The 13,020-nt window shown below is 72.8% G+C and carries 4 protein-coding genes; 2 read left to right on the top strand and 2 right to left on the bottom strand.

What is annotated here, in order from left to right; translation table 11 throughout:
- Positions 1–39: 39 nt before the first annotated feature.
- Together JMF97_RS27095 and JMF97_RS27090 are read right to left on the bottom strand one after the other, a co-directional pair.
- Positions 40–465 carry a VOC family protein gene (locus JMF97_RS27095; RefSeq protein ID WP_013731197.1) on the bottom strand — a complete coding sequence of 142 codons (426 nt, stop codon included), beginning with the start codon at positions 463–465 and terminating at the stop codon, positions 40–42.
- A gap of 45 nt (positions 466–510) precedes the next feature.
- On the bottom strand, positions 511–1,239 hold the full coding sequence (locus JMF97_RS27090; protein WP_203224096.1) for a 4'-phosphopantetheinyl transferase family protein: 729 nt from the start codon (positions 1,237–1,239) through the stop codon (positions 511–513).
- A 153-nt stretch (positions 1,240–1,392) separates the two neighbouring features.
- Between JMF97_RS27090 and JMF97_RS27085 the strand changes: the two genes are divergently transcribed.
- Complete coding sequence (locus JMF97_RS27085; protein WP_438803778.1) at positions 1,393–7,881, top strand: non-ribosomal peptide synthetase; 6,489 nt, start codon at positions 1,393–1,395, stop codon at positions 7,879–7,881.
- Positions 7,878–12,983, top strand: a complete 5,106-nt coding sequence (locus JMF97_RS27080) for a non-ribosomal peptide synthetase (RefSeq protein WP_203224095.1) — start codon at positions 7,878–7,880, stop codon at positions 12,981–12,983. Before JMF97_RS27085 ends, JMF97_RS27080 begins: the two co-directional genes overlap by 4 nt.
- Positions 12,984–13,020 lie beyond the last annotated feature (37 nt).

The following is a 13,020-nucleotide window of genomic DNA, read 5'->3' as shown; positions in this document are numbered from 1 at the left end:
GCCGCCTGGGCAAGTGTTTACACGTGTTTGTGGAAAACCCTATGCGGAGGCTTCACGAGGCAGGTAGCTGCCGAAGCTCCAGACGTGACCCTCCAGGTCGTACGCCCCGTAGTCGCGCGAGCCGTACGAGGTGTCGTGCAGCTCGTAGACGAGCTTGGCGCCGGCCTGCACGGTCCGCTCGTAGTGCTTGTCGACGTCCGCCGCGTCACCGACGCAGATGTAGATGCCGCCGCTGGTGGCGGGCAGTTCACGCGGGCTGACCATGCCCAGCGTGTCGTGCGGTCCGCCGCCGCCGAGCTGGATCGTGGAGTTGCCCCAGCTCAACTCGGCGTGCACCACCTTGCCGTCAACCTCGGTGACGTCGAAGCGCTCCAGACCGAAGGTGTTGACGAGCCAGTCGACGGCAGCCGTCGGGTCCTGGTAGCGGAGGAAGGGGATGACCGGAGAGAACGATCGTTCCGACATGAAGCCTCTTCTCGCGTATGGGGCAGATCCGTGCGGTATTGCTCATCATAGGTGACTCGCCTCTGCAAGAGGGTCAACGTCTCGCTCGACAATCGACAGTGGGCGACCGAGAGTGGCAAGTGCGGCCCGGTAGTCGTCGCCGACGGCCAGGTCGCTCAGATGCACGCTGACGTGCGGCGGCGGCCGATTTTCCCAGCTCAACAGGCATGCGGAGGCATCCGGGGCGCTGACCGTGAGGTCGGCCGGCGACAGCACCAGGCCGTCCCCGGTGGCCTTGAGGATCGCCTCCTTGCGGGCCCAGTACCTGATGAACGCGGCGAGTCGCCGCGGCTGCGGCAGGTCGGCCAGCACCCGACGCTCGACTGGCGAGAGCGCCGATACGGGAATCCGGTCGCCGCGCAGGGCCACCCGTTCGATGTCCACCCCGCAGACGGTGTCCCGGGCGATCGCCACCAGGATCCGCTCGGCCGAGTGCGACACCGACAGGTGCAGCACCCCGGCACCGGTGTGCACCTCCAGCCGTCCGTGCGGGCCGGTGCAGTGTCGGCACGTCGAGGTAAAGACGACCTGGCGGGGCGTGGTGTCGGCGTACCGGGCGGCCAGCAGCCGGGCCATCACGCGGCCGGTCACGAAGCGGGTGCGAGCGGCGTCGTGACCCAGGTTCCGTGCCCGCGCCTGTTCGGCGTCGTCGAGTAGGGCGTGCAGCGGCGCGGGGAGTGGTCCGGCGGGGCAGCGCCAGACCAGGCACTCGCCGCTTCCGAGCCGCTCGCCCACGCCGCTCTCCTCGTCCGCCGGCGCTTTTTGCTCGCCTTCGTGGCGAGCCTTTCCGAGTATTACCGACTATCTCTAGACCCGAGTCGTGAGTCGCTGATAGCTTAGCGCCAGCCGACCGGAGACGTGGTAAAGGCTTACTGAGGAGACGCGACATTGGACGTTGCCGTCGACACCGATCCGACCCTGACCCTCGACCGGATGCGGGAGGACGTCGCGGAGGCCCTCGGCTGCCCGCCGTCGTTGGTGGGGGACGACGACGATCTGCTGATGCTCGGCCTCGACTCGATCGCACTCATGCGGTTGGCCAGCCGCTGGCACAGTCAGGGCGTCCCGGTCACCTTCAGTGAGCTCATCGAGTGGCGCACACTCGCGCAGTGGTGGACGCTGATCGAGCAGCGCCACGCCGAGGCCCGCCCGGCACCACTACCGCCGGTGGAGGTGGACGAGTCCGCGCCGTTCGGCCTGGCCACCATGCAGCACGCGTACTGGATCGGTCGCGCCGACGGGCAGCCCCTCGGTGGTGTGGGCGCCCACTTCTACAACGAATTCGACGGCTCCGGCGTCGACCCGGAGCGGCTCGACGCCGCCGTCCGCGCGGTGCTGCGCCGCCACGGCATGCTCCGCGCCGAGTTCCACGCCGACGGCACCCAGCAGATCCGGCCGGAGAGCCCGTGGCCGGGCCTGACCGTGCACGACCTGCGCGACCTGCCCCCGCAGCGGTGCGAGGAGGAGTTGGCGGCGCTGCGGCACCGGTTGTCCCACCGGCGGCTGCGGGTGGAGGAGGCGGAGACCTTCGACATCCAACTGTCCCTGCTGCCCGGCGGCGCCACCCGGGTGCACGTACACGTCGAGATGCTGGTCGCCGACGCGCACAGCTTCCGGCTCATCCTGTCCGACCTGGCGGCCTGCTACCGGGACCCGGACCGGCAGTTGCCCCCCGTGAACCTCAGCTACCCCGCCTACCTGGCCACCGTCGCCGCCCGCCCGGACGAGGCCCGCGACCGGGCCCGTGAGTACTGGCGCGAACGGCTGGACACCCTGCCCGGCCCGCCGCAGCTGCCCACCGCCGTGGACCCGGCCACTGTCGCCGGTCACCAGGTGGTCCGGCGCTACCACTGGCTGACCCCGCAGCAGCAGGCGGAGCTGGAGCGGCGCTCGGCGGCGGCCGGAGTCACCCTGTCGATGGTGTTCCTCGCCGCCTTCGCCGAGGTGCTGGCCGCGTGGAGCAGCAGCGGCCGATTCGTGCTGAACCTGCCGATGTACGACCGCCGCCCCGTCCACCCCGAGGTCGGCGAGGTCGTCGGCGACTTCACCAACCTGATCCTGCTGGAGCTCGACACCACCGGGCCGGTCGGCTTCGTCGACCTGGTCCGCCGGCATCAGGACCGGCTGCGCAGCGACGCCGCCAACGCCGCGTACAGCGGGGTCGACGTGCTGCGCGACCTGTCCCGCGCCCGCAGCGGCCAACCCGTCGGCGCGCCCGTCGTCTTCACCAGCGCGTTGAGCCTGGGCGAACTGTTCGACGCCGAGGTCCGCAACTGCTTCGGTCGGCCCGGCTGGACCATGTCCCAGACCCCGCAGGTGTGGCTGGACTACCAGATCACCGAGCGCGAGGACGGGCTCTACCTCAACTGGGACGTCGTGGACGAACTGTTCCCCGACGGATTCGTCGACGACATGTTCGCCGCCTACCTGGGCATCGTCGACTGGCTGCTCGACCCGGCCACGGACTGGTCCGGGCGTGCCCCGATCGCGCTGCCCGAACGCACCCGGGCCGCGCGGGCGGCAGCCAACGACACCGCCGGCCCGGTCGACGATCGGCCGCTGCACCACGACGTGTTCGCCCGCGCGGTCCGCGAGCCGGACCGCCCGGCGGTGCTGTCCGGCACCGGCGTGCTCACGTACGCCGAACTGGCGGGCCGGGCGCAGGCGCTGGCCGACGAGCTGACCGCCCGCGGCCTGACCCCCGGCGGGGCCGTCGCCGTCACCCTGCCCAAGGGCCCCGACCAGATCGTCGCGGTGCTCGGCGTGCTGCGGGCCGGCGGGGTGTACGTGCCGATCGGCGTCGACCAGCCCCAGGCCCGGCGTGACCTGATCCGGGCCACCGCCGACGCCCGCTTCACCGTCACCACCGCCGACGCCGCGCACGACCCGACCACGCTGACCGTCCCCACCACCGCCGTGCCGGTACGCGCCGACGCCCCGACGGTCGACTGCGAGCAGGACGCGTACCTGCTGTTCACCTCCGGCTCGACCGGTACGCCGAAGGGGGTGCGGGTGCCCCACCGGGCGGCCCGCAACACCCTCGACGACCTGGTCGAGCGCTTCGACATCGGCCCGGACGACCGGGTCCTGGCGGTCTCGGCGCTCGACTTCGACCTGTCGGTGTTCGACATGTTCGCCCTGCTCGGCACGGGTGGCGCCGTCGTCACCGTCGACGAGGACACCCGCCGCGACCCGGCCGCCTGGCTGCGTCTGGTGCACGAGCACCGGGTGACGATCTGGCAGTCCGTACCGGCCCTGCTCGACCTGCTGTTGACCCAGGCCGAGGCGGCGGGCGACCGCTCGGTGCCGCTGCGACTCGCCGTGCTCGGCGGCGACCGGGTCGGCCTCGACCTGGCCGGTCGGCTGGCCCGGCTGGCCCCGGACAGCCGGCTGTACGGCCTCGGCGGCACCACCGAGACGGCGATCCACTCCACCGTGCAGCCCGCCCCGGTCGACCCGCCGCCGCACTGGCGGTCGGTGCCCTACGGCGTGCCGTTGCGCAACCAGCTCATGCGGGTCGTCGACGAGCACGGCCGGGACCGGCCGGACTGGGTGCCTGGTGAGCTGTGGATCGGTGGCCGGTCGGTGGCCGCCGGCTACGCGGGTGACCCGCAGCGGACCGCCGACCGGTTCGTCGAGCACGAGGGGCAGCGCTGGTACCGCACCGGCGACCTGGCCCGGTACTGGCCCGACGGCACTGTGGACTTCCTGGGGCGTACCGACTTCCAGGTCAAGATCCGGGGACACCGGATCGAGCTCGGCGAGATCGAGGCCGCGTTGGAGCGCGACCCGGATGTCTCCCGCGCGGTGGCCCAGGTGGTCGACGGCAACAGCCTCGCCGCCGCCGTCACCGTCACCCGGGCCGACGCCGACCCGCAGGCGATCCGGCAGCGCGCCGCCGAACACCTGCCGCCGTACATGGTGCCGGCCGTGGTGGTGGTCCTCGACGCGTTCCCGCTCTCGGCGAACGGCAAGATCGACCGTGCCCGGCTGCCCGAACTGGTCGCCACCCGGCCCACCGTCGCGGGCACCCCGCCACGCGGCGAGGTCGAGATCGCGGTGGCCGCCCTCTGGTCGGAACTGCTCGGCGTGCCCGAGGTGCACCGGGAGGACAACTTCTTCGCCCTCGGCGGCGACAGCCTGGTCGCCACCCGGCTGCTGGCCCGGCTGCGCGAGACCGGCATCACCGGCGCCGAACTGCGTCACCTGTTCCACGCCCGCGACCTGGCCGGCTTCGCGGTACGGCTGCGCAGCGAGGGATCGACCGCGCAGCGGAGCGAGCTGAGCGCCGACCTGGCACACCGGCACGACCCGTTCCCGCCGACCGACGTGCAGCGCGCCTACTGGATGGGGCGTACCGACGACTTCGCGCTCGGCGGGGTCGGCTCCCACTGGTACTGGGAGTTCGACGGCGGGGATGTCGACCTCGACCGGCTGAACCGGGCCGTCAACATGCTCATCGCCCGGCACGAAATGCTCCGCGCTGTCTTCGACGACAACGGCGACCAGCGGATCCTGCCCGAGGTGCCGCCGTTCACCATCACCGTCCACGAGGGACCGGAGCACCTGGAGACGCTGCGCGAGCAGCTGTCCCACCGCATCCCGGACCCGTCCCGGTGGCCGCTGATCGACATCCAGGCCGTCCGGCACCCCGGCGGCACCCGCGTCGCGTTCAGCTTCGACTACATCGTGCTTGACGCGCTGAGCATCGTGATCTTCTTCTCCGAGCTGTCCACCCTCTACCGCGATCCGGCCGCCGAGCTGCGTCCGCTGGGGGTGTCGTTCCGCGACTACGTGCTCGGCGCGACACCGCCACCGGAGGCGATCGAGCGGGCGGGAGCGTACTGGCGTGGGCGGCTGGACGAGATCGCGCCGGCCCCGGCGCTGCCGCTGGCCGTCGACCCGGAAACCCTGGTCGCCCCGAGGTTCGTCCGCCGCGAGCGCAGTCTCACCCCGCAGCAGTGGACGGCGATCACCCACCGGGCCCGCGAGCACCGGCTCACCCCGGCCGCCGTGCTCGCCACCGCGTACGCCGAGGTGCTCAGTGCGTACAGCGGGCAGGACGCGCTGACGCTGAACCTGACCATGTTCCAGCGCCACGACGTGCACCCGGACATCGGCGCGATCCTCGGCGACTTCACCTCGCTGGTGCTGGTCGGCTACCGGGGCGCGGCGCAGCAGCCGTGGCGGGAGACCGCGCAGCTGCTCCAGCAGGACATGTGGGACGGGCTGGAGCACAACGACGTCTCCGCGCTGTGGGTGCTGCGGGAGTTGGCGCGCCGCCGCAACAGCGGCACGGTCAGCATGCCGATCGTGTTCACCAGCGCCCTCGGCGTGGCCGCCGACCTGGTCAACATGCGGTTCCCGTTCGGCGAGCTGACCTGGGGCATCTCGCAGACCCCGCAGGTGTGGCTGGACAACCAGGTGATGGAACGCGACGGCGGGCTGACCTTCAACTGGGACAGCGTCGACGAACTGTTCCCCGACGGACTGCTCGACGCCATGTTCGACGCGTACCACCGGTTGTTGTGCTGGCTCGCCGACGGCGAGTGGGACCGGCCGCTGCCGGACCTGCTGCCGCCGGGGCAGCGCGCGATCCGGGCCGCCGTCAACGCCACCGAGGCCCCCGCGCCCGACCACACCCTGCACGGCCCGTTCTTCGACCGGGCGGCCCGCGAACCCGACCGGCTCGCGGTCGCCCACGGCGAGACGTCGATCGGCTACGGCGAACTGGCCACCCAGGCGCTGCGGATCGCCGGTGCGTTGCTGCGTACCGGGGTGGAACCGGGTGACGCGGTCGCCGTCACCGTGCCACGCGGCCCGGACCAGGTCGCCGCGGTGCTCGGCGTGCTGGCCGCCGGCGCGTCGTACGTGCCGGTCAGCGTCGACCAGCCCGCCGCCCGCCGGGACCGGATCTACGCCAAGGCGCAGGTGACCGCCGTGGTCGGCCAACCAGGCGCGCACCACCTGCCGACGGTCGCCGCCGACGTGGACACCCCGCCGCTGCGGGGACCGGTGACGGTCGGCGCGGATGCGCTGGCGTACACGATCTTCACCTCCGGCTCGACCGGCGAGCCCAAGGGAGTGGAGATCACCCACCGGGCCGCCGTCAACACGGTGACCGACATCAACTCCCGGTACGACGTCGGGCCGGACGACCGGGTGCTGGCAGTCTCCGCGCTCGACTTCGACCTCTCCGTCTACGACATCTTCGGGCTGCTGACCGCTGGTGGGGCGCTTGTCGTGCTGGCCGAGGAGGAGCGCCGGGAGGCCCGCCGCTGGGCGCAACTGGCCCACCGCTGGGGCGTGACGGTCTGGAACTCGGTACCCGCGCTGCTGGACATGCTGCTGGTGGCGGCGGGTGACCACCCGCCGGCGAGCCTGCGACTGGCCCTGCTCTCCGGTGACTGGATCGGGCTGGACCTGCCGGGTCGACTGGCCCAGGTCGCCCCGCACGCCCGGTTCGTCGCCCTCGGCGGCGCCACCGAGGCCGCGATCTGGTCGAACGCCTGCGAGGTAGCGGCGGTGCCGGAGCACTGGCGTTCCATCCCGTACGGCCGTCCGCTGCGCAACCAGCGCTACCGGGTGACCGACCCGCGGGGCCGGGACTGCCCGGACTGGGTGCCCGGGGAACTGCGGATCGGCGGTGCCGGAGTGGCGCTGGGCTACCGCAACGCCCCCGACCTGACCGCCCGGCAGTTCCTCGTCGACGACGAGGGCTGCCGCTGGTACCGCACCGGGGACCTGGGCCGGTACTGGCCGGACGGGACGCTGGAGTTCCTCGGCCGGGTCGACTTCCAGGTCAAGGTGCGCGGACACCGCATCGAGCTGGGCGAGATCGAGGCCGCCGCCGAAGCCCACCCGCAGGTCGGGCGGGCGGTGGCGATGGTTGTCGGCCAGGCGCCGAGCCAGCACATCGGCCTCGCCGTCGTACCCGCCACCGGGGAACCGGACCTGGCCGGCTGGCTGGCCGAGCGGCTGCCCGCGTACATGGTGCCCGAGTACGTCGTGACGGTGGACCATCTGCCGTTGACCGCCAACGGCAAGGTCGACCGGCAACGGCTCGGGACGCTGCTGCGCGCCGATCCGCTCGACGACGCGGTCGAGCCGCCCAAGGGACCCACCGAGGAGAACCTCGCCGCGCTCTGGTCGCAGCTGCTCGACCAGCCGGTGGCCGACCGTCGACACAGCTTCTTCGCCCTGGGCGGGGACAGCCTGCTGGCCACCCGCCTGCTGGAGGCGCTGCGCCAACGGTTCGGCGTGGACATGACATTGCGACAACTGTTCGCCGTACCCGTGCTCGCCCAGCTCGCGGCCGCTGTCGACGAGCAGCTCCGCGCGTCGGCCGACGACGACGTCGAGGAAGGTGTCATATGAGCAACGACCCCCGCATCCCCGTCGAGCGGCTGGTCACCGACCTCGAACAGGCCGGACTGCGGCTGTGGGCCGAGGACGGTGCGTTGAAGTTCCGCGCGCCGGCCGGCTTCATGACCGATGAGCGGCGCGCCCTGCTGCGGGCCCGCCGGGACGAGATCCTCGACCACCTGGCCAACGGCCGGATGCCGCGCGTGGTGCCGGACGCCGAACACCGCCACGACCCGTTCCCGGTGACCGAGGTGCAGTCGGCGTACCTGCTGGGTCGTGGTTCCACCTTCGCCTACGGCGGCGTCGCCTGCCACGGCTACGGCGAGCTGCACTACCCGGACCTGGACCCGGAGCGGATGACCCGCGCCTGGCAGACGCTGATCGCCCGGCACGACATGCTCCGCGCGGTGATCGACATCGACGGCTCGCAGCGGGTGCTGCCGCAGGTCGAGGAGTACCAGGTCGGGGTACGCGACGTGCGCGGGCAGGACCGCGACGGGTTCGACCGGGCGGTGGCGCAGGTACGCGCCGAGATGGACCACCGGGTGTTCCGCCCCGACGTCTGGCCGCTGTTCGAGGCGCGGGTGACCCGTGGTGACGACGAGGCCGTGCTGCACGTCTCGGTGGACTTCCTCATCGCCGACTTCGTCAGCATCCAGATCATCCTCAACGAGCTGCACCACCTCTACCACGACGCCGGGCCGCTGCCCGAGCTGGAGATCGGCTTCCGGGACTACCTGCTGGCCGAGCGGAACTGGTCGGCGGGCCGCCGGGAGGCCGACCGCGACTACTGGCTGCGCCGGGTGGACGAGCTGCCGCCCGGCCCGGAGCTGCCGCTGACCAGCCGCGCCCGGCAGACCGAGGGCCGGTTCCGTCGACTGGCCACCACCCTGGAACCCGAGCTGTGGGAAGGGCTGCGCAAGCACGCCGGCCAGCACGACGTCAGCCCGTCCGGCGCGGTGCTCGCCGCGTACGCGCACGTCATCGCCGCGTGGAGCCGCCGCCCCACGTTCACTCTGAACGTCACACTGCTCAACCGGCTGCCGCTGCACCCGCAGGTGCCCGCCGTGGTCGGTGACTTCACCGGCGTGGAACTGCTCGCCGTCGACCAGAGCGGGGCGGACACCTTCGACCGCTGGGCGCGCGGCGTGCAGGCCCAGCTCTGGCAGGACATGGACCACCGGGCGTTCTCCGGCATCGAGGTGATGCGGGAGATCACCCGCCGACGCGGTGCCGACGCGGCGCTGTTCCCGGTCGTCTTCACCAGCGCGATCGGCCTCGGCGAGGCCGGTGCCACCGAGTCGACGTCGCAGGGGCGGCTCGGTTACGGGATCAGCCAGACCCCGCAGGTCGTCATCGACTGCCAGAACTCCGAGCGCGACGGTGGGCTGTCGACCAACTGGGACGTCCGCGAGGGCGTACTGCCCGACGGGGTGGCCGACGACATGTTCGCCGCCTTCGAGGAGCTGCTGCGGGAACTCGCCACCGACGACCAGGCGTGGCAGCGGCCCCCGTCGAGCCTGCTGCCGCAGCGGCAGCGCGAACGCCGCGAGCAGGTCAACGCCACCGACGCCCCGCTGACCCGGGCCCGGCTGCACGACGCGGTCTTCGCCCAGGCCCGGCGTACCCCGGACGCTCCGGCCGTCGTCCACGGCACCACCACGCTCAGCTACGCCGACCTGGCCGCCCGCGCCACCGGCGTCGCCAACCGGCTCGTCGAGTCCGGCTGCGCGCCCGGCGACCTCGTCGGGGTGACCCTGGAACGCGGCCCGGAGCAGGTCGTGGCCGTCCTCGGCGCGCTGCTGGCAGGCGCGGTGTACGTGCCGGTGGACACCGGGCAACCCGCCGCCCGCCGCGAGACGATCCTCACCGGTGCGGGTGTCCGGCACGTGCTGACCTCCCGGGAGTTGGCCGCCGGGTCCTGGCCGTCCGAGGTGGTGGCCGTGGCGTTGGACGAGGTGCCGCCGGCCGATCCGCCCGCCGAACCGGGCGGGGCGCGGCCCGAGGACCTGGCGTACGTCATCCACACCTCCGGCTCCACCGGCACGCCGAAGGGCGTGATGATCACTCACGAGGCGGCGTTGAACACCGTCCTCGACATCAACTCCCGGTTCGCCGTCGGCGCGCAGGACCGGGTGCTGGGCCTGTCCCAGCTCGGCTTCGACCTGTCGGTGTACGACATCTTCGGCCCGCTCTCCGTCGGCGGCGCCCTGGTCATCCCGGACGCCGAGCGGCGCGCGGACCCGTCGCACTGGGCCGACCTGGTCGCCGCCCACGGGGTGACGGTGTGGAACTCCGTCCCGGCCCAGCTCCAGATGCTCTCCGGTTACCTCGGGGTGGCCGGCACCGCGCTGCCCACCCTGCGGTTGGCGATGCTCTCCGGCGACTGGATCCCGGTGGCCCTGCCCGATCAGATCCGCGCCCAGGTGCCCGGCCTGCACGTGGTGAGCCTCGGTGGGGCGACCGAGGCGTCCATCTGGTCGATCCACTACCCGATCGGGACGGTCGGCGAGGACTGGGCCAGCATCCCGTACGGTCGGCCGCTGGCCAACCAGACCTTCCACGTCCTCGACCCGCTGCTGCGGCCCTGCCCCGACTGGGTCACCGGCGAGCTGTACATCGGCGGGTTCGGCCTGGCGCGCGGCTACCTGCACGACCCGGAGCGCACGGCGGAACGGTTCATCGTGCACCCGGTCACCGGCGAGCGGCTCTACCGCACCGGCGACCTGGGCCGGTACCTGCCCGACGGCGACATCGAGTTCCTCGGCCGGGAGGACCACCAGGTCAAGATCCGTGGTCACCGGATCGAGCTGGCCGAGATCGAGACGGCCCTGCAGAGCCATCCCGACGTCGCCGCAGCGGCGGTGCTGGTCGCGGGCGACCAGCCGTTGGAGCGTACGCTCGTCGCCTTCGCGCAGCCCGCCACCGCGACGCCGCCCGCCGAGGACGTGGCCGAGCTGGCCACCGTCGCGGCCCGGGCCGGCGACGCCGCGCTCGACGGCGTCGACCCGGACCGCTACCTGGAGTACGCCCACCGCCTCGACCAGGTGGCCCTGCCGGCCATGGTGGACACCTTCCGCCGCGCGGGACTCTTCGCCACCCTCGACGACCGGCACACCGCCGCCGAGATCGTGGCCGCCACCGAGGCCGCGCCCCGGCACCACCGGCTGCTGCGTCGCTGGCTCGCCGCCCTGGTCACCGAGGGTCTGCTGGCCCTCGACGGCGACCACTACCGGCTGACCGCCGAGGTGGCACCGGACGCACTCGACGTGGCGTGGGCGGCCGTGGACGCGGCGGCGCTGCCCGGCGAGGAACGCCTGCTGGACTACTTCCGGGGCAGCATCCGCCACCTGCCCGCGCTGCTGCGCGGCGACGAGGACCCGCTGAAGCTGCTCTTCCCCGAGGGCCGGCTGGACGTCTCCCAGCAGCTCTACGAGGAGGCGGTCTTCAACCGCTGGGCCAACCGGGCCGCCGGTGCCGTGGTGGCCGAACTCGGCACCCGACGCCGGCACCCCGGTCCGCTGCGCGTGCTGGAGGTCGGCGCGGGTGGCGGCGGCACCACCGCGGCGGTGCTGGACGCGCTCGCCGGGCAGGAGATCGACTACCTCTGCACCGACCTGTCGCCCTACTTCGCCGGGCAGGCGCAGGCCCGCTTCGCCGAGGTGCCCGGCGTCCGGTTCGGCCTGTACGACCTGGACGCCGACCCGACCGAGCAGGGCCTCGCGCCCAACTCCTTCGACCTGGTCGTCGCCGGGGACGTGCTGCACGCCACCGCCGACGTCGACCGGGTCCTGGAGCGGCTGCGCGGGCTGCTCGCCCCCGGTGGCTGGCTGGTGGCCCTGGAGATGACCCGGGACCACTACCAGATCATGACCTCGCTGGAGCTGCTGGTCCGGCTCGACGACGCCACCGGCGACTTCACCGACGACCGCGCCGGAACCGGGACCGTCTTCCTCGCCCGAGACCGGTGGCGGGACATCCTCGACCGGGCGGGCGCCGACCTCAACGTCTGCCTGCCGGCCGAGGACACCTTCGTCGGGCGGATGGGCATGTGCGTGCTCGCCGCCCGGTTCAAGGCCGACCGCGCGCCCGCACACCCCCGGGCGCTCACCGATCACCTGCGCGCCCGGCTGCCCGAGTACATGGTGCCGGGCACCCTGGAGATCCTCGACGAGCTGCCGGTCACCGACAACGGCAAGATCGACCGTCGGTCCCTCGCCGGGCGGCTGGGCCGTCGGCAGAGCGGGACGCAGGCCGGGCTGCCCGGTGCGGCACCCGAGACCGAACTCGAACGGGATCTCGTCGCGATGTGGAGCGAGGCCCTGGGCACGCCCGTCGGCCGCGACGGCAACCTCTTCGAGCTGGGTGGGGACTCGCTGGTCGCCGCCCAACTGGCCGGGCGGATCATCGAGGAACTGCCGCTGGCCCGTACGCTCTTCTTCGACGAGGTACTGCGTAACCTGCTCGAACTGGCCACCGTCGCCCGGCTCGCGCAGTGGCTGACCACCGCCGCCGAGACAGGGGAGCAGTTGCCCGAGGCGGGCCGGCAGGGGCCGACCGAGCTGCTCGTCGCCGTACACGCCGAGGGTGCCGGTGTGCCCCGGATCTTCCTGCCCGACGAGTCGGGATCGACCGGCGGGGTGGCCTCGCTCGCGTCGGCGCTGCGGCCCGCCGCACCCGGCTGGGCGTTCACCGGCGCAGGGCTGGCACTGCTGCCCTCGGTGGACAACGCCGCCGCCGCGTACGCCCAGGCGGTCGTCGACGCCGACCTGGCCCAGGTGGAACTGCTCGCCCACGGCGCGATGGCGGTCCTCGCCGTCGAGGTGGCCCGCAACCTCACCGAACGCGGGGTACTCGTCGAGGGGCTGCGACTGCTCGCCGGTCACCGGCCCGTACCCGGCGACGATCCGGTGCGCGACGCCCTGGCCCGGCACGAGCCGTCCATCTACGCCGGGGACATCACGCTCGTGCAGCCGGCGCAGGACGCGGAGATCGAGTTCTGGGAGGACCTCTGCCTCGGCAGCCTCGACGTCGTCGACACGGACCTGTCGGCTGACCAACTGCGCTGGTCGGCCGAGCCCGCTGCTCTGACCGCTGTGCTGGGTTCGGCGTGATGAGCTGCCCGATCCGGTCCGGCCCGGGGCGAGTCCG

It is taken from the genome of Micromonospora fiedleri, assembly GCF_016774385.1.
Taxonomy (GTDB): Bacteria; Actinomycetota; Actinomycetes; order Mycobacteriales; family Micromonosporaceae; genus Micromonospora; species Micromonospora gifhornensis.
Note: the sequence above shows the minus strand (reverse complement) of the source record. Positions and strands in the feature narration are given on the sequence as shown.

Excerpts from the sequence above, each read along its gene's own strand:
- JMF97_RS27095 (WP_013731197.1), bottom strand. The coding sequence starts at position 465 with ATGTCGGAACGATCGTTCTCTCCGGTCATCCCCTTCCTCCGCTACCAG.
- JMF97_RS27080 (WP_203224095.1), top strand. The coding sequence starts at position 7,878 with ATGAGCAACGACCCCCGCATCCCCGTCGAGCGGCTGGTCACCGACCTC.